We start from the raw sequence: 26761 nt of genomic DNA, 5'->3' as shown, positions 1-26761 counted from the left end.
CTTCTTTGGTCATTTAAAAAGTGAAGCTTTCTATTCACAAAAGATAACAAAAGTATCCAACACAACTGTGCGAAAGATTGTGCTAGAATACATTCATTACTACAATTGTGTACGAATTCAAGAAAAATTAAACCACCTATCCCCTAAAGAATTTAGGGAACAAGTGGTTTAGGTGTTTTGATTGGTGTCCCGTTTTCGGGGTTCACTTCAATTAAGGGAGTTTTTTATCTTCATCAAGTTAATAAATAAAAGTGCACCAAAATGAAAAAAATTCTATTTTTTAAACAATTAGAGAATAAATACCATATTGGGAGAAGATTAACAAGGTATTCCAGTACGTATGGTTATTTCTTGATAGAACTTCCATAAGTATATGCTCTTAATACAAAAAATCTCTAAACCTTTGGTCTTATCCCTGTCAAGTAGACAGTATTAAAAAGACTAAGCAGCCATCGAGATTCGATATTCTATCGGGGCTCGATGGTTGAGTCGTTTTTGGAAACGTTTATAGTTATAAAAGTAAATATATTCTTCAATTGCTTGTATTAAATCCGCTTCTGTTTTAAAATGATTCAAATACAACATCTCCGATTTAAAATGGGAGAAAAATGACTCGATACAGGCATTATCATGGCAGTTTCCTTTGCGAGAGTGGCTGCCAATGATACCTAAATCTAAAAGTCGTTTGTTGTAGGCATGAGATGTGTACTGGAACCCCTGATCTGAATGGAGAATGGTTCCACGCACATCTCTTTTTTGTGCCAACAGTTCAATTGTATCTAATACAAGTTCATTATCATTACGCTTGGATATTTTCCAAGAAACAACTTCGTTATTATAAATATCTTGTACAACAGAAAGATAGCGGAAGCCCTCTTGAAATCGTAGGTAGGTAATGTCTGTAACAAGCGCTTCATTTTGTTGGCGATCTTTGAATTCACGATTTAAAACATTTGGAAAAGTATTAGAATAATTCCCTTTAAAGAAGCGACGCTTCTTCCGAATAATAGACTGAATGTTAAGCTCACTCATTAATCGATATACCTTTTTGTGATTTATAAAATAACCCTCTTCTTCTAAAGCAATTTTCATATGTGGATAACCATATTCTTTGTGCTTTAGGTGAATAGATTGAATTACCTTTTTTAATCGTTTATCGGATTCTAGTCGTATGTTGTTCATACTTTTTGTATGAACCCACTTATAGTAACTTGAGCGATGTACACCCGCAAAATTAGTAAGCCATATAACGGGATATTTTCTCTTTAGTAATTCAATGATATGATATCGTTCTTTATATTTTAGTACGCCCCCATTTACAGATTTGGATACTGCTTTTTTAAATATTCAACCTGAGCCTTATAGTAATCACGCTCTTCTTCAACAGTTTTAAAATGAATCCGTTTACCTTTTAAAGGGTTCGGTATACCTTTCATTTTATTATTTTCCCCACGAGTATCTGTAATTTCACCACATTCTTTATATTTTTTCACCCAATTTTTAAGTTGTGTAGAGCTTCTAATTTGATATTTCTCCGCTATCATATCGTAGCTTCCTTCATCATTTAAATAACTTTGAACAGCTGATAACTTTATCTCATTTGAGTATGTATTAAATGTTGTACCCTTTTTGGCCATGAAAAATCCCCTCCAAGTAATAGTGTAACATCCATGTGTATACATGGTCTTTTTCACACTGTCTACCTAAAGGGGATAATATCACCTTAGAGGTTTTTTTAAGTTATATACATGTATTTTTCTTTATTTAACACCTGTAAATATATAGTTTTTGTTTTTACGGGTATTAATTTTCAGTAGCTATTGAACTCGCGGATTCCTCATGAACTTTCCAGTTTTTTTGAGTTTTATCATATATTCTTTAATTTGGACAGTAAAGGACAGAACTTTTTTGAGGAACTTACTAGTGGGGATACGATAATTAGTTTTATTAATTTTTATTATTAATTGTATACTGTAATTTTCTAAAAAATGATAAATTTATGTTATATTTACAATTTGAACTAGAACAAAAGTTCTGTTTTATGGTAAAATATTCATATAGAAGTTGTTAATGAGAGCTAAAAAGCTAGATTGAATCAAATAGGTAAAACTAACAAATTTTGAAATCATCTATTGTTTTTATATAAGAGAGTTAAAGTTAGTGTAGCATCTATAATAATTCTTAATACTATTGATGAAAATGTGATAAATAGAAATTATCTCTCCTATAAAATTAAAATTTCGATAATAATTAGTGGAAATAAAATTTATTTAATTTAATATCATGATTATTAATGGATATAGAGAATTAAATCCCAGAAATCTCATTAATTCTACTAGGATTGTTTATTTTTTTACTAATAGAAAAAGTCAAGAGCATTTAAGGTGGAAGGTTGTCATTCATTTATCTTAAATTAATAATCCAGGTGGTATTGGCTGGTATTGCAAAGCATATTATGGGCTGTAGAAATATTAAATTGTATTGTTTTGAATAAGAAGATTTCATTACTACGCTTTAGATAGATTCGTTTTTTAGGTATAAAAAGCTGGAAATGATGTGAAGTAGATCACAATATTCTATGGTGAACATGGGGGACTTGAGATGAATAAACAAGAATTAGCTAAAGAAGTAGTAAAGCTATGGTTAAAAGAGGGAAAACAAATTAATGTCGTAGATATTCTAACAGTGTGTCTGTCGAAAGAATATATATCAAAAAACAGTAGTGGTTTTTAACATATAAAAATATGAGGGGGAATACGTATTTCATGGGCAAAACTTTTTATGTAAAAAGATTGAAGTAAACCTTTGGTTTATTTATAATATAGAGTATAGATAATGGAGGGAGGAATAATCTTGCAAAACTTAAACCGTATAAGAATTGAAAAAGGATAGACTTGTGAAGAGACTACTAATACAGTTGAGATAACAAAAATATGATTGGTACGGGGAGAATAATAAAAGAAACCTAAAAATAGAATCTAGCAGTGAAAGTTATGAACATACTTGAAGAGAGTTCTAAATACTTTTTAACGTTTTTGTAAACCTATGATTTATTTAAGAGGGTGGATATGGTTATTACAAAAAGAATAGAAGGTGCAGTTAATTTGGTATTTATAGAAGTAAATAATATTGTTATTGATGTCGTGACTATTGCTTACATGTTATAAAAAATCATTAGATGAAATTCGTTGTAAGCCATATTCGAAAATTAAATAGAGCTGTGGAAAGTAATTTTTCGTAAGCTAACTTTATCACGTCAAGTTTTGAAATTAAAGGAATAGGTCACTTTAAGTATCCAACTATAAAAAGGGCATTTACATATATAACGATGGATGATATACATGCAGAGGTATTCAAGGTGAAGATTACGTTTATAAAAAAGTTTAAACATTTAAAAGGGAAAAATTAGAATTGGAAAATAATGATAGTGATTTCACGTAGAATCCAGCAATTAGAGACACAAATAATAACTCTAGAATACCGTATTAATAGTCTTGATATTCTGAGTACAGAAAGCTGTCTACAGCAACGTTTAAATAATATGGCTCGATTCTTGAGTTTTGGGAAAGGTAAAAAGTAGGAAGAATATTTAAATCAATGTATAACAAAGCATATAGGATGAATTTAAAACTTAAAATGAATAACTACAAAAAAGAACGAAATGAAAGGAATAATAGCTCCTCAATACTTGGTGATTACAAAACAACTAGAAAATGCAATAAAAGTGGCCGATAAACTGTTGAGTATAAAGAATGCAACAGCAAAAATAAAAGGAAATAAAAAAGGATGTCTTTCAACTATATGTAAAAAAACAAGCGGAATTAAATATGTTATTTAGAAATGGAATCTTACCACATCATAAGAAAGAGGTTAATCAGTTGTTTTCTAAATTATACAGTAAACCAGCAAGTAGTAGCTTTAACAGTAAAAGATAGAGAGGAATACATAAAACGGTTAGCCAAAGCTACAGTGGCGTGTAAACAGTTATGGTATTTATGTTTATAGTAAAATACGGAAGTTAATTTGTTGTTTGAAACAGAGGAATAAAATATATAGGGATTCCGTAATTGTAAAATATTATGTATCTAATGTATTAATAAGTTTCTAGTTATTTTAACGTAGGGGAATAAATTTGCATTTATCAACAATTCGATGATAGACAATCAATGTGTGAATTCCGGAGAGAATAATTATCTAGTATATTGTGAAGGTTGCCAGGATGAAATTTACTTTGGTGAGGATTATTATGACTTTGATGGAGAGTATCTTCATTGTGAAACGGAATGTATTAAACAATATATTGAAATGGGTATATGTGTACATTGGACTCATAAATCTCTTATTGGTTAAAAAGGATAGATGAATATGTCTCTTATGTTTAATGGTGTTAAATAAGGAGGATTTATGAAATTTCTAGATAAACGAGACGGTTTTTTTATGATAGATAATAAAGTTATAGATAACGGTGAGTTGGATGTTTACGCGTTTAAAACGTATGCTGTAATCGTTAGACATGCAAATCAAAAAACAAAATCAGCTTTTCCATCACTTAATACAATAGCTAAAAAGGTTGGATGTGGGAAAAAAAAGGTTATTGAGTGTATCAAGATTTTAGTAGAGAGAGGATATATTTCTAAGACATTAAGAAGAGATGAAAGAGGGGATAATCTTTCTAATCTATATCATCTTTTACCAACACCAAATACCTCGCAAAAGCAGGGAGAAGGGTTAGAAAGAGGGCGGGAAAGTATTCTAGAAAAACTAAAAATAGTCACTGAGGGAAACATAAACGAAACTAGTTGTAATAAACCGGAATTAAAAGAAAAAATTCAAAAGGAAGATACGAATTATGTACACTCATTCGAACGAGTGTGGGAACTATATCCTAAAAAAATTGATAAAAAACTAGCGTATAAATCATTTAAAATAGCTACTACAAAACATTCTATTGAAACGATATGCTTAGGAACACAAAGATATGCTGAATATATTAAAGGAAATAGTATAGAGATAAGATATGTTAAACATGCCACTACTTTTTTTAACAATGAATGTTATCTTGAATATGCGGAACGGAAAAAACAGCAAGAATTTACAAAAGTAATTCGAATAAGTGATTTTTCTATAGATAATTTATTAGATTGAGGTGAATTAAGTGGATAAGTATCAGGTGCATTATGAAAATGAATGCTATAGTCTCGGGATGATGATTCATGATAATAGCTTAATATATGAAACGAGGTTAAGATCAAAACATTATTTAAATATATATAATAGAAATTTATTTAAAATAATGAAAGAACTTCAAAGTAACGACAAACCAGTTGATATGGTTTCACTTGCTCAAATTGGCGAAGATAAGATGGCTACGTTTGGTGGAGTTAGTACATTAAGTAATGTATATGAATTAGGAATTTTAACTTATAATTTTAAATACAGAGAAGATAAGATGATTGAATTTGTTGCGGTGAATGAGGTTCTTCATACATTTGAAGAGTTTAAAGAAAAATCAAAGTTCACACACAGCTATCAACAACTAAATAAAGTGTTATCTAAAATTAATAATATTCCAAGTACTACAATGAAATCGCAGCTTTCTTTTAAAGAAAAACTAGAAAAACGTATTCTAATGCATAGTGAGATGCCTTTAAATGGGATAAGTGGTACCCCAACAGGTTTCACTATTCTTGATAAAGGCTTAGATGGCTGGCAACCATCAGATCTAATAGTAGTAGCAGCTCGTCCCTCTGTAGGAAAAACAGCATTTGTATTGGAAAGTATGCGACGCGGAGCACATCAAAATCATGAATATATGGGAACATTTTTCTCTTGTGAGATGGATGAAAATAAAATTATAGATAGATGGATTGCTGCAGAAGGAAAAATTCCTGTTGCGACAATGAATAATCCAAATAAATTTTTTCGAGGAAAACAAAAATATTGGGAGAAATATCACGAAGCATGTGGTAAATTAGCAGAACTTTCCATTAATGTTCGTCCAGAAAAGAATATTGATCAAATTCGAACAGTGATTCGTCAAATAGTAAAAGAAAATCCAGATCGAAAACATTTTTTTGCAATAGATCATTTAGGACATATTGATGTAGATGATTTGTTTCAAAATAATCATCTTAAATTTACATATATCATGAAACAGCTAAAAGAAATACAAAAAGAACATGGTGTACCAATCATGCTTGTAGCACAATTAAATCGTAGTATAGAGGGGAAACAAGATAAAATACCTACAATGGCTGATATTCGTGAATCAGGAAGTATTGAGGAGATTGCTGATCTTATTATTTTTCCTCATCGCCCAGCATATTTTAATAGAGAGCAGCAAGAAGAAATTCATGATGTTGAATTAATTATTGCAAAAAATCGAAATGGATTTGTGGGAACACTACCATTTCAGTTCGTTAAAAAAACAAATATATACCTTGAAAAAGGAATTTAGTACTATGACAATACTAGAGCTTTATAAAGAGTCAAAAAAAGATGGAATGGTAAGCGTTTGGTTATTGATTGAATATCTTGTTTTTGAGCGGAAGGTGTTAACTTTTGAAGATAAGGTTATCTGTCTAAATTACTATTTTGAATTAAGATTTAGATATAGAATGAATCAATATTTAAAGGAATATATGAGAAATCGAAATATTGGTATGTTTAATTTATAAGTGTTTTTTAAGTCTTGGAAGTAGTACGAAATAAATGGTATAAAATTAAGAGGAATATAGTAAAGAACTTCATTTATATAAGGTTAAATTTATGAGAATCAATGTGAAGAAAAGTTGAGTTGATTTTGTACTTAATTTAGAATGAAATTTTAATATCAACTATGGGACCTAATGAAAAGTAGTTGGGATATTCGTCGGAATAGTTGAAATGGTTAAATGGAACAATCTCCGAAATGAAGTGAATTAAAAAGTTATTTTATTTTCTAATCAAACCATTAGAGTATATATAATTGGTAAAAATAATGTTTATTGACTAAAAAGAAAAAAGACTAATAGGAGGATTAATAATGGAACAACTTTTTCTAAGGGATTTGGAACAGGAAATAGAGGTGTTGAAAATTCAAATTCGAGATTTAGAAATAGAACATAAGTTTTTGATGAAAAATATGTCCATGAACACTCCAAAATTCATTAGTGTGGTAGACTATACAAAAGAACGTGTACAAGGTGGACAAATGCCATTTGACTTATCAGAAATTCATAATAGGCATAATAAGATTGCTGGTAAAATCAATGTATTAACTGAGATGGTACAGGAGAAACAAAAGGTAATGAATCAGGTTAAAGACGTAATGGGAAATATGAAAGACTTAGAAAAACGCATTATGTATTATCGAGATGTAAAAGGAATGAATTTGAAACAAATTGCTGTATTGCTAAATTATAGCCATAGTCATATTAGAAGAGTGAGTAGTAAAATGAAACGATATGATGCAAAAAATATGCTTCATTAATAATAAGTATCCTTACGTGTTGTTAGAGATAATTAATAAATCTCCCTCCTCAAAAATGCGAAGGTGTGAAATGAATACCGGTAGGCGTAAGCCTACTTTTTTTGTATGTTCAAATAGAAAATTGAGACGCTCCCATGTTAGTGAATGAATTGTACCTCCTAATCTATCTTTTAATTTGTAATGAGAGAGACGCGATAAGCTGAAATTTCTCGTGTGGTACTATCTTTTATGCAAGATAAATAAGCTTTCTTCCCTTTTTCATAAAGTAAATATGTAACATCAGTTAACATACTTCTTTCCAGCTCTTCTTGATGGAATTGGCGTTGGAGTCGATTGGAAAAAGCTGTTTAGCTATTTATATGTATGGATTCGTACGACGAGTCTTTACCACTAGAGTGTACTTCCATATAATCAGAAAGATACGCTTTAGTTTCATTTTAATTCCCTTTGTATTTCTAAAGTCATTTTGATAAATCTCGCACCACATTTTTTCTTCTTTTGGTTGAAAACTCCTTCAATCTTTTAGTGTACATGTCTGCTTTGTTGTGCCAAGTGTAATAACCACTTCAACTCACACCAACTAATTCATTAAAATAACGTAACATTCATGGGGATTTGAAGTTATGAATTGCTTGTTCAATGAATATATATTTCTCACGAGGTGTTAGTATTTTTTTTTAGCACTTGCCTATCAAATTTATCTAACTTTTTTAATGATTCAAGTTCTATTTTAAAAAAAGCAATACGTGCTTCCGTTTTCTTTCGCTGTAATCTCTAGGTAAAGTCTATTCTCTAAAAAGAGTTGATTTGGCTCCTTCCCATTCTAATTTTCTTTCACAATTTTTACTCTGAAGTCAGCATGATAAGTAATAGAACGTTTTGATACTTTTGCCATAGTTTCATTTTTCTCTAATCGTTTTATTTGAATTTCATTGAAAATAATTTTGCTTCTTCTCCATGCTTTATTTTGAGTATTGTTTTATTATTAATGAAGAAAATGGTGTAAAAAAACAATAACCTCAAATTATTGAATTTTTTAAGTGTCCATGATACGAGGGACACTTAGAAATAAGGTTGGTCTTTAATTGATAAGAACATTTTTCCTAATGGTTAAGAGAACAATATTTTTAATTTTATTGAATGAAAACAATAAAATTAATAGAAACTAGGAGAATAGCTCTTCGCTTGTCTCTTTTTGGTGAGATAAAGGGTTATTTTTTCATGTTTTGACAGGATACTGTGAGATATGCTTTCATTTGGACATACTTAAATTCACAAAATCGAGCATTTCGATATTACTGTGAGTTCTTTTGCGTTCGAAAAACTTCGCTTTAAAGTCGAACAGAGTAATTTATATAGTCTTTTCCCTATAGTTGTAAGCTTGTTTTGTTTAGCGATATTTATGTGATTAGTGATAACTTTTTATTTCTATGAAAAGTAATCCTTACGTAGTGGACGGACAACGCAGTCTTTTGTCATCGATTTGTATTGACGGTAGTTGTTGCCGGATATTATAAAATATACCCCATTGGACAAGAGAACACAGTTGTTTCTTTTTCATATTTAAATTTACTGTTCGGAACTTCTTGATATTATTTTTCAAATCGACGATAATCTATCACCATAAATATACGCTATTCTTACAATTTATTACAGATGTAACCTGAAAAATATTCTGCATCAATTTCTATAGTTTCAACTTTAAATCCAAATTGCTTGTGGGCGGGCTAAATACGTCTCGGAATCTGCCATATTTCTAGCCGTTATAATAGGTATCTGTAATAATATTGTACTTCGCATCATTCATACGATGGACAGTCGTTTGATTTTCTTTTTTATTTATGTGCAAATCTATTTTTTTATATATTTAGAATCCGCCATCAATGCACGCCCTTCCACTATACGTTGCTCCGTAGCTTGATTTACAATCCCATTAAAGACTTTTTTTGAAATATTTGTATGGATGAAAAGAGTGCGGTGATTTCAACTGATTGTAGAATGATCAGGAATCATATCTGATAGAGAAAGCCCTAAAAATCAAAGGTAGGCGATATTGGTTTTAATTTTTTTTCTAGCGAACGTTCCGAGCGAATATCATAAAAATATCCAATAAACATCATTGTAAATAAAATAATAGGATAAATAGTAGGGCGACTGTTATTTTCACGGTAATACGGGCGTAGCTTTTCTTCAATAAAATTAAAACGAATTGTAGCCTCAATCGTATAAAGGAAAATGGTCTTGCAAAACTAACTCTTCTCCAGAAAACGAGATGTGTTGATCCTAATAATTTTTGAATACACCCATTATAAGAAACTGCCCCTTTTCCTTTTTTATCAGTGTTGACACAGAAAAAGAGATTAAGACAAAAAACAGTATAAACAATATATTATTCTAAAAAATGGTATATTTTCTTATAATGAAAATTCTATTTTGGCAAGGAATTAAGTAATTTAAAATTACGTGGAATATTAATAAAAAGATATACTTCCAAAATGGATGATTTTGTGAGTTTTTAATATTACTGAGTAGGTTTATGGTAAATAATTGTTGTTAATTTATTTTTGTTAAAGTTAGTATTGTTAGTGTTCCCTTTAGAAACTACCTCTTGTTTCTATAAGATATCCATCTAGTTTTTCTTAAATATCATTTGTTTTTTCTAAGATACTAGGCATATCATTTACTTTCTTATTAATTTCTAATAGAAGACTTTTCCTTCAAAAATAGGGAAATGTATATGAATAAGGATAATTAAGTTTTAAGTAAATTGTAAAAAGAATTGATGTAGCGAGAAAATTAAGTTAATAATATGTATACTTTGATGGATAGCAGAACCACTAATCGCTTAAATTAAAATGGATTTTGAAGTGAGACTTTTTTAGTTCTAGTACAAAAGTAATATTTTATTTCTTAATTGTTATTTTGATTTATTTCATCCTTAGATATCTACTATTTAGATGTTCTTTTTTACTGTTTTTATTTTACAAGAGAACTGAAATGTTCGTTTTTTACATTTTTTCTTCCTGTAACCTTATATATCAAGTGATCATAGAAGCTATTAAAAATTTTTTTGGGATATAAAAGTAGTAGGAAATGGGTGGATTGTATATAGATATGCTTATAATATACGTTTGATAGATGTTCTTTGAAAATGAGATTAAATTACAATTTTTTAAAAATTTGTAAATCTGTTTGAAAGTGAATTCTTCTTAGGTTAGGAAATATTATCATTAAATAATTTTTTATTTAAAATTGTTAGATTTATGTACTCAGGAATGCACTACTTCAAATAATTTGTGAAGGTGTTAAGTGCCGAGTATTTCGAGAAATAAAGTTTAATTTACTTGGAAGTTTGAAATGTTAAAAATGTATATTTTGGAAGAATAAAGCTGAAAATAAATAGATGACACACTTATGCTACATTCATGTTACAATGCACTTGATTAATTATTGATATAATATTAGTAAGTAGGAGTAAATGGCAGAGGCTCAAAAATCAATTTTATTTCGAATGCTGTTGGAATTTCAAAAATGGAGTTATTGTTAATTTATTAGGGTAAATTGGAATGTATTTAACTTTAGGACTTTGCTACTAGGCTGGCAAAAGAATTATGTGTTTTATATGTTTTAAAATTTATAAACAAATGGAAGTTTAAGAAATAGAAGCATATATGAGCTTCTATTTTTTTATTGAAGAAAGGGGCGAATAAAATGGAAGACCAAATCTTAAATGTTATGCTATCACAAGGTGGATTTGGTGCCTTATTTGTTTGGTTATTATTTTCAACCAGAAAAGAAGGTAAAGAATTATTAGAGTCAACACGTCAGGAAAACAAGGAAAGGGAGGATAAATATCAGCAAACAATCACAGAAAATCAAGTCGTCATTACAAAACAAGCGGAAGCTTTTGGTACGCTGTCTAAAGATGTATCTGAAATTAAACAAATGTTAGGCGCAAAAGAGAATAAGTAATTTACGAGAGAAACATAAGATCTATTTATTGGTATGTTTATTGCATTTATTTCTTTATTAAGTTTGATGGCAGGTGCTCGTACTGAAAGCCTTTGTATTAGAGAGAGCTTATCTGAAATTTATTATCGAAATGGTGTGGGTGTATGAAGAGGGGACACACAGTACAGCAATACTAGAAACAACAGCTACTAATAGAATAGTTAAAAATATGAAACTCGTACATAATGCTTAGTTTTTTTGATTATGCAGTAGATTGAATTGAAACAATTTATATGATATATAGTACAGGTCCAAGTTCTATCGGCCAATTTGTATGTGTGGGAGTTTATGTAAATTGCGTTTGTGATAACTTCAAATCTTCCTAAGGTAAATATGTAAAGTTACTCGCAATAATTCTACGCAATCAAAATTTATTAGTAAAGAAAGGTCTGTGGCCACATGAAGAGGTTGGAGATACAATATATCAAGATTCTTTAGCTTATTTAAAAAGTTATAGTGTTTTTGAGCCTTAATGCCGTTCTGATGTAAAGTGGGTATACGCTCATTCTAATAAGGGACTTAATCATACGGAATAATTAGAATTAAATACACTTACTATTAATAAATTCATACACAAGGAATTAATAGTTGATTAAAAAAGATTTTGGATAATTTATTCAGTAGTTCTTCAAGTAAACAAGTTATAGTCTTGTTCTATATTATTGAGGGAGGGGAGATGGTTACACTGTAGTGACAATCAATGGATAAGATATGAACCATATTATATTAGAGGCGATACAAAAAATTGTGGGTTTATCCACTTTACGAAAGGAAATTATGTCTAAGGTAGATAACCTACAATTCTATAAATTATTTTTTGGGAGGAAGATAAAGATGGTGGTGTTGTAAATGCTGGAGTAGGTTTTATTATAAATGCTTCGAGTATGAAAAAAATGGCCTTCATCATAGTAAAAATATAGGGTTTTGTATTACAGTAAGCTCATCCTATATAAAAATCAAAAAATGATTAAAGAACAATGCCAATTGAGTATTGCTCTTTTTTAGTTTGTTATTGGTATTTGAAGAATTTTAAAGTTTTGTATATAAAGAATTATTAATGTATGGATTTTTTATTCTTTAAATCTTTTTCCTATCCAATACAAGAGGGAATTCTATTTGAAATAATTATTTTTAATACCAATAATTGTTAAGGGGTGGAAAAATTTCGAAAGAAAAGGATTGATATTTTAAAAGAATGTTCTGAAAAATATTTTTAGAATATTGTTGAACAAAAAAGAAGAGAGTGTTTTATTCTCTAAAATTAATAAGATGGCGAATAGTAACTGTATGAAATTTGACTAAATTAAAAGAGCGCTGTGGAAAGGGGTGGGTGAAGTTCAACATAAAATCATTGTTATAAAGCAACTGGGTGATAAGACAAGTAAAGATGGTTTTATTTACGACAAATTATTAATGAACAGGGATAAAATTTATAAAAGAAAAGTGCTTTATGGTTAATTGCAATCGTTTTAGAGTTTATTTAAGAATACTCAAGATTCTTAAAGTGTTTTTAATAGGAGAGGTCATTTTTGAGTAGTGAAGGTATATGGGATGCAGTATATATCAGAAATAATTAGAAGAACCCATCGCATGAAATTATTGCGGTATCCAGAAACATACGTTAATTCTTAATGAAATAAAACAGCAGGGGGATACAAATGTAGCACTTTTAATCGAAGTTAACTTATTGGATTGGGATGTATCAAGGGGCTATAAAAAAACAACAAAGTTCAAGGTGTGTTTTAGAAAAAGGTAGGTGAATCATTTGTTTGACTGGCTGAGAGATTATCAGAAATTAGAAGAAGAAATTGCTTATTTAGAATACAAATTAGACAAAACAAAAGCTGAATTAAAACGTTGGATCAGTGGTGATTTGCAAAATGTACGGCTAACCGCTCAATCCGAAGGGGCTAAGGTAGAAGGACGAATTGAAACAATTGAATATGAATTAGCTTATAAGATGAATGAAGAGTATGATTTAAATCTTTTGATTAATAAGTTTACAGGATTGGATCATCAAATACTTAAAATGAAATATATTGATGGAATAACTTTAGAACAAATAGCGTTTGAATTACATTATAGTACAGGCTATATCCGCCGAAAACATGCTGAAATAAGAAAGATTGTCAAGTTTTTAGATGGGCTTTAATGTTACCTTTTTGTAGGTTACATGTGGTGTACAGAAAGTATTGAAAAAGTGATTTATAGTAGTAATATAAGATATCGACGAAAGGGTAACTATTTTTATGGTTGCTCTTTTTGTTGTGAAAGAAGGTGAGCGACATGAAATGATTTCAAAAAAATAATGGCATTTAGGTGCTGGATGTACTTAGTAAAGTAAGAGTTTTTCGGGCGAAAATAATAGGGAAATAAGGAGATGTTTAGTAATGAGTATATTAGCTGCTTCGGTTAAAATAAAGAATCTGCCACAACAAGTGTTACGTTGGCAATCAATGGTAGAAAGTGAATGTTCTGCACAAGGTGTGGCAGAGTTAGTTCCTTACGTGCTTGGAGTTATTATGGTGGAAAGTGGAGGGAATTCTGAAACAACACCTGATATTATGCAGTCCAGTGAGTCACAAGGATGGGCAATGAATACAATTAAAAATCCTAAAGATTCAATTTACTATGGAGTGAAGCATTTAAAAGGAGCTTTTGATGATGCAAAGAAAAATGGTATTACAGATTTAAGTGCCATTGTTCAATCATATAATTTTGGACGAGCTTATCTTCGTTGGTTGGCTTCTAACAATAAACAACATTCATTACCGGTGGCAGATCTGTATTCCAAAACGGTTGTTGCGCCATCACTTGGAAATACGACTGGTGCTATGGTTAAGTATAGTCAGCCTATTGCTGTTGCTTACAATGGTGGCTATAGATATAAAAATGGAGGGAATTTCTTCTACTCTGAAATTGTTAAACAATATTTGAACTTTGATGAAGGAACTGGTGGTGAAAATAAACCAGTACAACCAATAGGTATTGGAATTGCGACATCTAAATATCCAATTGGTTGGGGAGTTAATTTATATAGTCAAGCACAGGGTGGTTATTTTACAGGTAATGTAATTAATGACAAAACACCGTATCTTATTTTAAGTGCAGCTTGGTATGAACAGCCTATGTTATGTCTTGGAAACGAGGCATGGGCTTCTTTGGAACACTTCGATGTACAATGGTTCAGTGCTTATTCAAAATATTCAGCAGGTTATGGTATTAATACATATGATGGTCCTAACGGGAATTATACAGGTAATGTAGATGGATCTGTACCATATAGAGTTTATGCACGACAAGATGGATATTTGGATATTGGACAAAGTACATGGTTAAAAGAAGAACATTTTGATGTAAGGTAACGATGAAGAAATTTTCGTTTGCCTTATCTTAAGATTTCAAAAACTATAGTTTATAAAAAAATAATAAATACAAACAATGGGTGAAGGTGCTCATTTACGTTTTTTTTTATATTGTGTGAAAATAGAAAGGAAGATTAATATGACAAAATTTATTTATCCAACAGATACAACGAGAGTAACAAGTGGTTTTAGAGGAAGCAGACCAGATCACCATGGGGTGGATCTGGCTGAATCGGGATATCATCCGATTTACGCAGCGGCTAGTGGACAAGTTAGTCGTTCTTATCTTTCGTCCAGTTATGGTGAATGTATTATGATTGTGCATACTATTGATGGAGTTACATGGGAAACTGTATACGCTCATATGCGTAGTGGTTCTCGAACGGTTAAAGAAGGCGATTATGTTACACAAGGACAAACAATTGGAGTTATGGGGAATACGGGACAATCTAGTGGCCAACACTTACATTTTGAATTGCATGAAGGGCGCTGGAATATTAGTAAGAGTAATGCAGTCAACCCTTTAGACTACTTGGGAAAAGGAACTGGTGGTGAAAATAAACCAGTACAACCAATAGGTATTGGAATTGCGACATCTAAATATCCAATTGGTTGGGGAGTTAATTTATATAGTCAAGCACAGGGTGGTTATTTTACAGGTAATGTAATTAATGACAAAACACCGTATCTTATTTTAAGTGCAGCTTGGTATGAACAGCCTATGTTATGTCTTGGAAACGAGGCATGGGCTTCTTTGGGACACTTCGATGTACAATGGTTCAGTGCTTATTCAAAATATTCAGCAGGTTATGGTATTAATACATATGATGGTCCTAACGGGAATTATACAGGTAATGTAGATGGATCTGTACCATATAGAGTTTATGCACGACAAGATGGATATTTGGATATTGGACAAAGTACATGGTTAAAAGAAGAACATTTTGATGTAAGGTAAGAATAAAGGATGGGAGTCGCTCGTTTGAGTGGCTCTTTATTTTGGAATCGGGGCATGATTGGTGCTGAAAAATGGTAGCGTTGTTCTACATTAAGTTATTTTCATGTCTCGGTTCAAGAATGAAAGGGGTGCTTCAGTAATTAGTTTGTTAAAATGTGTGTGTTTATTTTAAAATATTAGAAATCCTTTATTCAAATTATCAAAGAAAAAATCATTGAAGGTATAGAATATCAATCTTATCTTTAATAAAAGTGAAATGACTTAATTAAAAGATACGAGGATGATGTATAGAAAGTGTACCAGTATAGGAACTAGTAACGGCGCCAATAGTGAGAGCTTAATATTAAATATGATAGTAATAATTATAGTAAGTCCAGAGAATTAGATAACCAAGAATTAATAAATAATTAATCTTATGAATAGATAATTACCCACTTGGGATAATTATTTTCTGAATGAAGAAAGGTCATTAAGTGGATAAGTATTAATTATAAGGTGTAAGCGCATGTTATATTCTAGGGATACCGATATATAGTGTATCGAAATTGTTTAACTAATTATAGCGAAAAATTATAATGGTTTTATCGGTATATTATTATTTGAAGTTGTGCAAAAAACTATTCATTGAGTTGGTGTATGGCTACGTATTGTCCTTCTCATTTTAGAAAAAACAGTACGTTTTTGTATTAATGCGAACAAGTTTAATTATTTCCTACTAACATTTATTGAAGAAGGCAGTGCGATCAAAAAACGAGGTATGATGAATATGTACTGCTAGATAGAGGATTACTCATGATATTTATACTTATTTTTATGTGTTAATATAAATTTACTGTTATTAGATATACATATTTATTTAAGATAAATCAAAATTTAAAGCTCATTATATATTGTGAATAGGTGGAGGTAAGTTGGAAAATCAGACTTTGTTACCGGTAGTAAATGAGAAAAAAGTGCAGAAAGAAGTAGTGCATATATTAAAAGAATATCAAGCATTAAAAATGAGATTAGAATATGAATTAGAACAGGATAATATCAATTTATTTCCGAAGTTACGTGATTCAAAGGAAATATGTAAATTGAAGGTGAAAAGGATTGAAAATATTTTAAATGAAATTTTAGATTCTGATGAAAGAAGTATTATCATGATGAAATTTTTAACAAATAAAAATTTGAAAGATTCATATGTACAGAATGAATTAATGTTATGTAATACTTATTTTTATCAAAAGAAGAAAAAGGCGATTAAATTGATTGCTATAGCATTGGGGATAATTTGAAAATGGATAAGGAGTGAAGAGATAAAAAAATATAAGAGATATCGAGTTGCATTAAACTATAATATTTCATTTAGTGAAAATTCCCTAATTTGTTTTCTTCCTATAGGCAAATATATATCAATTTTTCAAAGGATTTCATGTGTCTAGACCTATAAAATGAATTCGGATGCACTAAATTGAAACTTAGCTTTTACGAGGCATAAACTGGTGATATGTATGTTCTGGGGGTTGAGTACCTAGCATTGGAGAAAATACAGATAAATAGGAACAGTTTTTAATGGGTTTAAAAAAATGGAATCAACGATAAAATTAAAACAAGAAAAGGAGTGAGATTCCTTTTACTAACTGATAAAGGAGTATGTAAGAATGAAGAAAATAGCAGATATATCTTATTATAATGGAACTATTAATTGGGCAGAAGCGAGTAAAGAATTGGAGCTTGCCATTATTCGTGTGCAATATGGATCGAATAAAATTGATCCAAAGTACAAGGAATATGTAAAGGGGTGTAAAACATATGATGTACCATTTGGTCATTATGCTTATGGCTGTTATACAGGCGTTCAGGATGCTATTGTGGAAGCTAATGATTTTATGGCACGTGCTGATAAGGATGCAAAGTTTCTTGTATTGGATGTAGAAGATGACACACTTACCAATTGTGGGGCAACTAACTTGGCAAAAGCGACCCAGGCTTTCATTGATACTTGCCGTTCAGCAGGTTGGAAAGTTGGATTATATGTATCACATCATATGTATCCGAGTTATGGATTAAATAGTGTAAATGCAGACTTTCTATGGATTCCTCGTTATGGTGGTAATAAACCAGCTTACAGTTGTGATATTTGGCAATATACTGAACAAGGTAGGGTTGCAGGTATAACAGGTAATTCTGGTAATGTAGATTTGAACTATATAGTTGGAAATAAATCTCTTGAATGGTTTATTGGAAAGGAGGGGAATTCGGAAGACTCAACATGGACAAATGCTAATAACCCAATAGATGGTTCAATTGGCGTGTGTTGGAATAAGTATGGTGAGGGGGCAGGGGTCAATATCTACTCTGAGCCACGACGATCTGATGAAACATATAAAGGTACAATTTCTGACACTGTAAAATATCGTGTATATGGAGAAGTAAATGGTTTTTATGGTATCGGGTTAAACACCTATATTCAAACAGATTATGTGAATTTCACTCCTTATGTAGCTGTAGTGACACCTGTCGGTGGTGTAAATACGTATAAGGGAGCGATTCGTAGCGAAAACAATTACATGCAAACACTTGGACCAGGTACAAAATGGCTAGTATTGGCATACCGTGATGATTGGTTTATGGTAGGAAATGATGAATGGATTCCAAGTGAATATGTAATGATTAAATACTAGTTTTTATTAATAAAGATATTATTTGATTTGTCTTTCTCAAGTTTTTGATGGATAATCTTGTTTTTCTAATGTTTGAAGGAACAGAGGAAAGGGTACATTTTCAAAGATGATTCTTATTTAAACTTATAATAGAAGACTTGTTAGAGTTTTTATATAAAACTATTGTAACTACTAATATTAGGTGATGTTCTGTTGAAAAATGATACTTTCACCTTACTTAAAAACGGAGTAAATCTTTATAGTTGAATATAAAGAATAATGAGTTTTGTGGATGAATTATGTTAATTTAAAATATTCTTATAAAAAATTTAGTTAGATATTTTTTTTATAAGAATATTTATTTATATCTGCAAAATCAAATGCTGGTCAACAGTTTGAGCCTCAAGAGAGGCGTAGGGTAAAAGAAAAACGTACAGATGGATTAATATGGTATGGGGATTTCTGAATAAGCGAATTAATACAGCTGATGTTGATATAAGTGGAAATTCAGAAAACTTAATCGCTATTAATCCAAAAGATATTCAGGTAAGAGCGAAAGTATATGTGAGAGCATAGTAAAGCAATTATTGGAGATACTGCTGTTACTATTTAAGAAATGGAATTGATGTTATTTTCCAAAAAAAAAGGAGGGAATCTAACGTAGATGTCAGACTATATATAAAGAATAATAGATACTTCAGATTTATTTTAAAATGGAAGCTGTAGTTTATCGTTTTTTTACAAAAAAACCCTGCATCTTAAATGTGAAAAACTAATTTTAGGTGAGAGATGAAAGGCTGATGTTGTAGTTTGTAGTGTAACTGAGAATTGTTATCTGAATATTGAATTCATTTCGATTGTTGGATAGCTTACAAATGAGTAATTATTAAAAAGAAAGGTGTTCTATAATTTGTCCTCCTTTTGTAATGGGAATTTTGAGAAAAGTTAGACAACCTCAAGAAGATGATTTTTGTTATAGTAAAAGTATGATGGACTCAAAATAGCTAAACACAAAGCTGCCTCATCAAGGAGCTTTGTGTTTAGCTATTTTTTGATTTTGCATAGTTAACATACATTTCTAATTGTTCCCATGCTTTTTGCCGCTCTTCTTTCGGAAGACTTTCTATTAGTTTTATAATATTATTTCCTTCTTCAGTTACAATTTTAGACTCAAATGCAGTTAATTCAGGGTCATCTGATCTACCTAAAAGATAATCAGTTGTAGTATTAAAAAAGTCAGCTATTTTTTGTAATGTTTCACGACCAGGGGCTTTTTTTTCTTTTTCAAAATAAGATATAGCCATTTTAGAAACACCAATTGCATCACCTAATTGTTCTTGAGTTATTTTCTTTTCTTTTCTTAGCTTTTTAATTATCTCTCCGATCATAATTCAACCTCCCTTATAGAAAGTACCCAATTCTTATTAAATTATAAAGTAAACAATATGTTTACTACAAGTAATGTTTCTTATTTTTATTGGAGAATTATAAATCTTAGATTTACTTAATCTTAATTGCAATGAAAATAAGAAGCATTATTATAAGGTTTTCCAGAAGTGGTTTTACTCCGAATCTGCGAAGTTGGAACAGGATATCTTAATCATGAAGATAGTTGTCAAAAGGCTTTGCAATTAGTTTGAAAATCGGAGTTATATTCTATAAAGTAGACTTTCAACGTATCTGCTTTATGTTTTTTTTCAGTACTTATTTTTCATTTGAATACGAAAACGGTTTATACTATTTATACTTAAAGTTAATTATTGTCTTAATCTTCCGATAAGAATTTACCTCTGCTGTAATAGTAGCAGTAATAAACTTTCGGAGTCAATTATACTAATTTAACCGATAGAAATTCTGATATTTGTTATCGTATTTCCTTCTATCTAAACAATATCAGTAATATTATGGGGCTATTTTATACCACTCTAGTCCAGTTGGAGGTTCCTTTACATGAGTTACAGCATAAATTTATATCGTTAGTCTTAGCTCTATATTATTTTCGGTAATAACCTTATAAAAATCTAAAATGATACAACTAAAATTTGTCAAGAGATTATCTCCTACGCCGATGTTATAGTTACATTCGCTCCACGAGTGCACTTAAGTCGCACTTTTTAAAAGAATTGTAAGTAGCATATTAGGATGATTACGATCGATATCTGTGGTTATATTATGCAATTGTGTAAGCTTTTCAGTATGTGCTCTTACTGTTACTCATACATTGTTAAATCCACAAAAAGTTTCTCTAGTATGCATTTTTTTGTATTCATTTGAAAATCGGAGTATGTTTAACTCACCCTTAGCTTGGTGGATATAGGAGGTTCTGGCAAGTGATATTTTTCTTTAAAGACACGTTTACTTTGCTATCTATACGATATATGTAATCGAACCCCTTGTCTTTCTTAAAGTCCACAAATGCTTTTGCGCTGCTTATTTATTTTATTGAAAATGATAACTGGCCGAATAGTTAATAATTTGAATTACTAACTATTTCTTCTGGGGATTTCTTTGTATTGTATAATTCCCCTCCTATTTATCCAAGTATGTGAAATATAATTCATCTTTAAAAACTACTCTTGTGTAATAAATGGTATTTAAAATCTAATTATATTATAAAAATATAATTTGTGTAGTTTCTTATTTATAATTTTTTGTGTTTTAAAGGTACCTGCTGTACCTTTTTCTATATCTTTATAATTTAGAGGGTTGTTATTATAAAGATATATCCAGATACTATTGTGTATATAATCTAATTACAATAAGTGATAAGAACTATTTTTTTCTTATTCATACACTCTCTTCGGAAGAATTTTTATTTTTCTCTAGTAGTGATGTATACGTGAGGTTTTTTCTTATGGATTTTTAGCGGTTACTTATAGGTAACCTACGCACATGAAAGTGCATCATTGTCTTTTTACATAAATATAGGTACAATTTTAATATAATAAACAACAGAGATGATTAAGGAGTGTTATACTTGGCAGAATTATTACAAGGTAAAAATGCTTTAATTACAGGAGCAGGTAGAGGGATTGGTCGTGCTGTAGCAATCGCACTAGCGAAAGAAGGCGTAAATGTAGGCCTATTAGCTCGTTCAGAAGAAAACTTAAAAGCTGTAGCGAAAGAAGTAGAAGCAGAAGACGTAAAAGCTGTTATTGCAGCTGCTGATGTATCTTCATATGAAGAGGTAACAACTGCAATTGAAACGTTAAAAAATGGTTTAGGATCTATCGATATTTTAATTAATAACGCTGGTATTTCTAAATTCGGTAAGTTTTTAGAACTAGACGTTGCTGATTGGGGAAAAATCATTCAAGTAAACTTAATGGGTGTATACTATGCAACTCGTGCAGCTTTACCAAGTATGATTGAACAACAATCTGGTGATATCATTAACATTTCATCTACAGCAGGACAAAAAGGTGCACCTGTAACAAGTGCATATAGCGCTTCAAAATTTGGTGTTCTTGGCTTAACAGAATCGTTAGCGATGGAAGTTCGTAAACATAACATTCGTGTAACAGCTCTAACTCCAAGTACAGTAGCAACTGACATGGCTGTTGATTTAGGATTAACTGATGGAAACCCTGATAAAGTAATGCAAGCGGAGGACATTGCAGAATTTATCGTAGCACAACTGAAATTAAATAAGCGTACTTTTATTAAATCAGCGGGTTTGTGGTCTACAAATCCATAGAGGTAAAGATTAGTAAGTCTTAATCAGAATATAATGAAAAGGATATCTCTTTAATTTAAAAAGAGATATCCTTTTTGTGTTTTATATTAATATGATAAATAATATAATTTAAAGAATTTTCACAAAACAAGTGAGGGTTTTAGAGTCTTTCTATTGAAAAAATATTTTGATAGATGAATTCATTTGAATAGGGAATGGAAAATAGAAAGAATTTCATTAAGATAGTTCTGCTATAAAGAAGTCGGAGGTGGTTGAAATGAAACTCTATAAAACCATTAGAATGAAAAAGTGCCTTTAGAGTAATGTTTTTTTGTAAAATAAAATAACCTTATTTATTGTTTGAAATTTTGTTTCGACGTTTAATTGTTTTAAAGTAATCATTGCAATTACTATTTGTATTATGCTGTGGTATCGTGAATGAGAAAGGTGTATTTTTAATCCTAAATATTATTAATTAAATTTAAACTATGGCATGAGGAATTGATAAAAATGAATTTTTAAATTCATTATTTCTAAGAACTAAATCATGTTCATTTTTGGAAAAAATGTTTATTTTACCAATTATATTCCACTTTCATTATATTTTAGTATATAATAAACGTATTGGGAATTATTTGATAATTGTTATGTTTTAGAAGGAAGTGAAATAAGATGCTTGTGAATATTAAAGTATATAAGTTTTTTAGCAAGAGTGATATGAACGAATTCCTTGTTGGAGTGCTTTCGGAATGACAGTATGCAAGTTCAAAGAATAAACAAAGAGAGTTATTGTTTTTGAGGAATAAAAAAAGAAATTTAAAAGCAATTAATGGAATTAATTTGTGGAATAAATGCAAGTGATAGCATGATTAATATTTAGGAGGGAAACTAATGATAACGTTATTTGCATTTCCGTACGCTTTTGGTGGGGCTAACGTATATACAAATGTTAGGAATCATCTTGATGAGGAGATTAAACTATTACCTATAAATTATCCAGGGCATGAATCTGAATGGATGAGAAATCCGTGTAATACAATTCAGGGCATCGCCGAGGATGTATATAGAAAAATCAGTGAGAATTTGGATGAGGATTATGCATTGTTGGGGTATAGCATGGGAGGAGTAGTTTGTTACGAACTCTATCAACTTTTACATAAAAATAACGAAAAATTACCAAAATATATTTTTCTCTTCGGAGCTAATGAACCGGATTTTAAACAAGAGAAACAAGATTATGAAAATTTTACCAATGAACAAATAAGGGATAAATTAATTGAATTAGATGGAACTTCTAGTGAATTGATATATAACGATGAATTAATTGAGTTTTTAAAGCCGATCATTAAAAGTGACCTTACAGCCTTAGCAAATTATGAACCCACAAGTTGTTCCAATGTAAAACTGGCTTGTCCTGTTGTTGTTGTAAGAGGTTCTGAGGAGGAAGATACCGAAAATTGTGAGATGGGATGGAATAAGTATATTGAAAATAGCTGTGAATATTTAGTTGTTGAAGGAAATCATTTCTTTTTATTTGATAAAGATGAAAAGAAAGTAGGTAATTATGTAAGTATTATTAATTCAAGAATTAGAAATGTAGTTTGTAATTCTTTAGTTTAGTAAGACAATAATGTCTTGACTAATTTGTATAGGGTTTGTTATTTGAGATATCAGTTAGATTATTTAAAGTAAGAAAGTTAAATATTTATACGGAATAATAAAAAAGGTGACACGTCGATTGTTAAAAGGTAAGAAGAATAAAATAGAGGATAGAGTTTAAATTTTATGGAACCAACATTTATGCAAGGTAAGATTTTCTTTTTGGCAGGATTAAAATCAGGATGAATTTTAATAAGGGAAAGTGAATGTACTAGGAAAGGATTATAGATATTACATGATGATAAGTCGAAGTCTAATGGTTAATAAGGCTTTGATGATGGGCGAAGTAGAGAGAAGAGCGCTATACATTTAATAAAGAAAAGGTTATTGGAAAATATAGATGTATATGAACATCAGTTGTAGTTACTGAAAAAATAGATTTGTATTAATTCGAATAATTTGAATCGAATTCAGAAGGAGCTGAAATGAATGGAAAAAAATAAAATTAAATCAATTTATTCGTTAACACCCATGCAAGAGGGAATGTTATATCACAGTTTGGTTAACCCTGATGATAATAGTTATCATTTGCAAATGTCTATGTGGGTTAGTAATAAGATTGAATTAACAAAAATAAGAGAAGCTCTTAATTTATTGGCAAAAAAGCATGAAACATTAAGAACATCGTTTGTTATCCCTAAAAAAACTGGGAAATCATGGCAGGTTATTTTAGAAGATAGAGTGTTGGAACTTATATATGTGGAGAAATACGGTGCAAAAGAAGAAAATGTTGTTAAAGAAATTGAAGAGTATGATCTGAAGAGAGGATTCGATTTACAGAATGATAGTTTAATAAGATTGACCATATTTACATTGTCAGAAAATAAGCATCTATTTTTGTTTAGCTTCCACCACATTATAATGGACGGTTGGTGTATATCAACAGTATTCGGTGATTTTTTGAGATATTATAAGCAATTAGAAGATGGAACAAGTATGTCTGACATGGAACGCATAGTCGGTGAAGAAAAGAAAATGCTTGCAGAATATAGTGAGTATATAAAATGGCAAGAGAATCAAGATAAAGAAGAAGGTTTGAAATATTGGAAAGAGCTTTTATTAGAATATGAAGAACCAGCAGAAATAAAGGCAACAAAAAGACCCAAATATACCGATGTACAAATGGATCGTATAAGAGTCAGTTTAGAAAAAGAGCTTAGTCAGAGGCTGAATAAAATAGCTTTAGCTAATAATGTTACGATAAATACGGTGATGGAAGCAGCTTGGGGGATTGTTTTACAATCCTACAATCGCACCAATGATGTAGTCTTTGGAAAGGTTGTATCAGGAAGAGATGCGAAAATAAAGGGAATTGAACAAACTGTCGGTTTGTTTATAAATACAATACCGGTTCGAGTAAAACGAGAAGCAGATATGACAGTTGTGGAATTGTTAAGAGAACTTCAAAAACAGGGAATCGAGGGAAGTAGTTATGATTATTGTTCGTTAGCTGAAGTTCAAAACCAAACAAAATTGGGTTCTAATTTGATAAAAACATTGTTTATATTTGAAAATTATTATATCGATAAAGAACGATTACAAAGTGGTGAAAATGGACTACAGATAGAAATGGAATCGGCAAGAGAACAAACAAATTATGCAGTGAATATTACTGCACATTTTGATGGTGAAAAATTATCGTATGATATTATGTATAATCCGAATGAGTATGAGAAAGAGGAAGCCCAAAGTATTCTTGAAAGGCTAAAAATAGTATTACAAGATATGTCTTTAAATCCGCAGAAAAAACTTATAGAAATAGAGAAAATGACAGAAGAAGAAAAGGCACTTATCATAGGAGAATTTAATGATACGTACCATGTATATCCGAGAGATAAGACAGTAGCTGAACTGTTCGAAGAACAGGTGGAAAAGATGCCAAATCAGATTGCTGTAACTTTTGAAGATGATGAAATAACATATAGGGAATTTAACAAAAAAACAAATGCTCTAGCTCATAAACTAAGAAACCTTGGAATTAAACCTGGTGATTACGTTGCGATTATGGCGGAACGAAGTATAGAAATGATTATCGGGATTTACGGCATCATTAAAGCAGGTGCAGCATATGTACCGATGGATCCGACTTATCCGAAAGATAGAATTGAATATATGCTTACGGATTGTATGCCGAAGGCCATTCTAACATATAAAGCAGAAGTTGAGACAGAAATACCAGTTATTGACCTTACTCATAATAGTGTATTCATAGGGGAAACAAAAAATCCTGAGAAAATCAGTCAACCAAATGATTTACTGTATTTGATTTATACATCAGGAACAACAGGAAAACCAAAGGGTGTTATGAATAGTAATATAGGAGTTGTAAATCTGTTAACTTGGTTACAACAGAAGTATCCATTGAATGAAGATGATGTCATATTACAGAAAACTACGTATATTTTTGATGTATCACTAAGTGAGATATTTTGGTGGAGTATGGTAGGCGCAAGAGTTGTAATGCTAAAGCCTGATGCAGAAAGAGACCCGATGTTAATAGCGGATATCATAGCTGAAAAACAAGTATCAATGGTAAATTTTGTTCCAACAATGCTTTCAATGTTTATGACAAGTATAAAGGGAAGAGATGAATATGTTCAAAAAATAGAATCCTTAAAATATATAATGGCATGTGGTTCAGCCTTAAATGTAGAACTCGCAAATGAATGTTATAGCCTCATTAGTGAAAGGGGAACAAGGTTAATTAATTTATATGGACCGACAGAAGCGACCATTTATGATTCCTATTATGAATGCAAGGGCAATGAGGTACTTGTTCCAATTGGAAAACCCATTTCGAATATTCAAATGTATATAACCAATGAGGAAAGCCTCTGTGGAATAGGTGTACCTGGAGAATTGTGTATAGCGGGGGATGGTCTGGCGAGAGGATATCTGAATAGACCAGAACTGACAGCTGAAAAATTTATCGACAATCCATTCGGGGAAGGAAAGTTATATCGAAGTGGAGAT

At 30.5% G+C, this 26761-nt stretch carries 18 protein-coding genes and 2 pseudogenes; 15 read left to right on the top strand and 5 right to left on the bottom strand.

The features are described 5' to 3' along the window. A partial coding sequence (locus MR167_RS21390) for an IS3 family transposase (protein WP_154231616.1) occupies positions 1–172 on the top strand: 172 nt, incomplete at its 5' end. A 269-nt stretch (positions 173–441) separates the two neighbouring features. On the opposite strand, the gene MR167_RS21385 is transcribed toward MR167_RS21390, so the two are convergent. Further along, the gene (locus MR167_RS21385; protein ID WP_242315438.1) at positions 442–1278 is read right to left on the bottom strand and encodes an IS3 family transposase; all 837 of its coding nucleotides are present in this window, start codon (positions 1276–1278) and stop codon (positions 442–444) included. A gap of 38 nt (positions 1279–1316) precedes the next feature. After that, entirely contained in the window at positions 1317–1637 is a 321-nt protein-coding gene (locus MR167_RS21380) for a transposase (RefSeq protein ID WP_242315437.1), read from the bottom strand. 964 nt (positions 1638–2601) lie between these two features. On the opposite strand from MR167_RS21380, the gene MR167_RS32995 reads away from it, so the two are divergent. The 4 genes from MR167_RS32995 (at position 2602) to MR167_RS21360 (ending at position 7471) form a co-directional block, all read left to right on the top strand. Continuing rightward, positions 2602–2733 carry a hypothetical protein gene (locus MR167_RS32995; RefSeq protein WP_255787155.1) on the top strand — a complete coding sequence of 44 codons (132 nt, stop codon included), beginning with the start codon at positions 2602–2604 and terminating at the stop codon, positions 2731–2733. A gap of 1671 nt (positions 2734–4404) precedes the next feature. Then, positions 4405–5145, top strand: coding sequence for a helix-turn-helix domain-containing protein (locus MR167_RS21370; RefSeq protein WP_242315433.1), 741 nt, complete (start codon positions 4405–4407; stop codon positions 5143–5145). 10 nt (positions 5146–5155) lie between these two features. Next, positions 5156–6457 carry a replicative DNA helicase gene (locus MR167_RS33400; protein WP_242315431.1) on the top strand — a complete coding sequence of 434 codons (1302 nt, stop codon included), beginning with the start codon at positions 5156–5158 and terminating at the stop codon, positions 6455–6457. A 567-nt stretch (positions 6458–7024) separates the two neighbouring features. Beyond that, complete coding sequence (locus tag MR167_RS21360) at positions 7025–7471, top strand: hypothetical protein (protein WP_242315429.1); 447 nt, start codon at positions 7025–7027, stop codon at positions 7469–7471. 185 nt (positions 7472–7656) lie between these two features. Here MR167_RS21360 and MR167_RS33715 read toward each other — a convergent pair. Both MR167_RS33715 and MR167_RS21355 read right to left on the bottom strand, forming a co-directional pair. Beyond that, positions 7657–7806 (bottom strand): annotated as a pseudogene (locus MR167_RS33715) (IS3-like element ISBsp3 family transposase); the annotation flags it as partial. Between the two features lie 1096 nt (positions 7807–8902). Beyond that, positions 8903–9745 (bottom strand): annotated as a pseudogene (locus MR167_RS21355) (transposase); the annotation flags it as partial. A gap of 1437 nt (positions 9746–11182) precedes the next feature. Here MR167_RS21355 and MR167_RS21350 point away from each other — a divergent pair. The 7 genes from MR167_RS21350 to MR167_RS32980 all read left to right on the top strand — a co-directional run bounded on the left by MR167_RS21350 (position 11183) and on the right by MR167_RS32980 (position 19029). Then, complete coding sequence (locus tag MR167_RS21350) at positions 11183–11443, top strand: BhlA/UviB family holin-like peptide (protein WP_242315427.1); 261 nt, start codon at positions 11183–11185, stop codon at positions 11441–11443. A gap of 1804 nt (positions 11444–13247) precedes the next feature. Beyond that, positions 13248–13634, top strand: coding sequence for a hypothetical protein (locus MR167_RS21345; RefSeq protein WP_242315425.1), 387 nt, complete (start codon positions 13248–13250; stop codon positions 13632–13634). 238 nt (positions 13635–13872) lie between these two features. Continuing rightward, positions 13873–14847, top strand: a complete 975-nt coding sequence (locus tag MR167_RS21340) for a lysozyme family protein (RefSeq protein ID WP_242315423.1) — start codon at positions 13873–13875, stop codon at positions 14845–14847. A 139-nt stretch (positions 14848–14986) separates the two neighbouring features. Then, positions 14987–15805, top strand: a complete 819-nt coding sequence (locus MR167_RS21335) for a M23 family metallopeptidase (RefSeq protein WP_242315422.1) — start codon at positions 14987–14989, stop codon at positions 15803–15805. Between the two features lie 911 nt (positions 15806–16716). Next, complete coding sequence (locus MR167_RS21330; RefSeq protein ID WP_242315420.1) at positions 16717–17085, top strand: ArpU family phage packaging/lysis transcriptional regulator; 369 nt, start codon at positions 16717–16719, stop codon at positions 17083–17085. Positions 17086–17451: 366 nt separating this feature from the next. Next, on the top strand, positions 17452–18474 hold the full coding sequence (locus MR167_RS21325; protein WP_242315418.1) for a GH25 family lysozyme: 1023 nt from the start codon (positions 17452–17454) through the stop codon (positions 18472–18474). A gap of 426 nt (positions 18475–18900) precedes the next feature. After that, positions 18901–19029, top strand: a complete 129-nt coding sequence (locus MR167_RS32980; RefSeq protein ID WP_255787154.1) for a hypothetical protein — start codon at positions 18901–18903, stop codon at positions 19027–19029. 464 nt (positions 19030–19493) lie between these two features. Here the strand turns inward: MR167_RS32980 and MR167_RS21320 are convergent, their stop codons facing one another. Then, positions 19494–19841, bottom strand: a complete 348-nt coding sequence (locus tag MR167_RS21320) for a helix-turn-helix domain-containing protein (RefSeq protein ID WP_242315416.1) — start codon at positions 19839–19841, stop codon at positions 19494–19496. A gap of 1589 nt (positions 19842–21430) precedes the next feature. Here MR167_RS21320 and MR167_RS21315 point away from each other — a divergent pair. The 3 genes from MR167_RS21315 to MR167_RS21305 form a co-directional block, all read left to right on the top strand. Next, positions 21431–22150, top strand: a complete 720-nt coding sequence (locus tag MR167_RS21315) for a 3-ketoacyl-ACP reductase (protein WP_242315415.1) — start codon at positions 21431–21433, stop codon at positions 22148–22150. Positions 22151–23020: 870 nt separating this feature from the next. Beyond that, positions 23021–23749 (top strand): thioesterase II family protein, encoded by a 729-nt coding sequence (locus MR167_RS21310; protein WP_242315414.1) that lies wholly within the window; start codon positions 23021–23023, stop codon positions 23747–23749. 468 nt (positions 23750–24217) lie between these two features. Beyond that, the coding region (locus MR167_RS21305; protein ID WP_242315413.1) for a non-ribosomal peptide synthetase at positions 24218–26761 on the top strand (2544 nt) is incomplete at its 3' end.

It is taken from the genome of Bacillus cereus group sp. BfR-BA-01355 (assembly GCF_022663675.1).
GTDB classification, from domain to species: domain Bacteria; phylum Bacillota; class Bacilli; order Bacillales; family Bacillaceae_G; genus Bacillus_A; species Bacillus_A thuringiensis_S.
This window is presented reverse-complemented; position numbering and strand designations above follow the sequence as displayed.

Bases quoted from the DNA above. Each gene is read 5' to 3' on its own strand.
- MR167_RS21370 (WP_242315433.1), top strand. From the start codon at position 4,405: ATGAAATTTCTAGATAAACGAGACGGTTTTTTTATGATAGATAATAAA.
- MR167_RS21360 (WP_242315429.1), top strand. From the start codon at position 7,025: ATGGAACAACTTTTTCTAAGGGATTTGGAACAGGAAATAGAGGTGTTG.
- MR167_RS21350 (WP_242315427.1), top strand. From the start codon at position 11,183: ATGGAAGACCAAATCTTAAATGTTATGCTATCACAAGGTGGATTTGGT.
- MR167_RS21335 (WP_242315422.1), top strand. From the start codon at position 14,987: ATGACAAAATTTATTTATCCAACAGATACAACGAGAGTAACAAGTGGT.
- MR167_RS21310 (WP_242315414.1), top strand. From the start codon at position 23,021: ATGATAACGTTATTTGCATTTCCGTACGCTTTTGGTGGGGCTAACGTA.
- MR167_RS21340 (WP_242315423.1), top strand. From the start codon at position 13,873: ATGAGTATATTAGCTGCTTCGGTTAAAATAAAGAATCTGCCACAACAA.
- MR167_RS21325 (WP_242315418.1), top strand. From the start codon at position 17,452: ATGAAGAAAATAGCAGATATATCTTATTATAATGGAACTATTAATTGG.
- MR167_RS21320 (WP_242315416.1), bottom strand. From the start codon at position 19,841: ATGATCGGAGAGATAATTAAAAAGCTAAGAAAAGAAAAGAAAATAACT.
- MR167_RS21380 (WP_242315437.1), bottom strand. From the start codon at position 1,637: ATGGCCAAAAAGGGTACAACATTTAATACATACTCAAATGAGATAAAG.
- MR167_RS32980 (WP_255787154.1), top strand. From the start codon at position 18,901: ATGGTATGGGGATTTCTGAATAAGCGAATTAATACAGCTGATGTTGAT.
- MR167_RS32995 (WP_255787155.1), top strand. From the start codon at position 2,602: ATGAATAAACAAGAATTAGCTAAAGAAGTAGTAAAGCTATGGTTAAAA.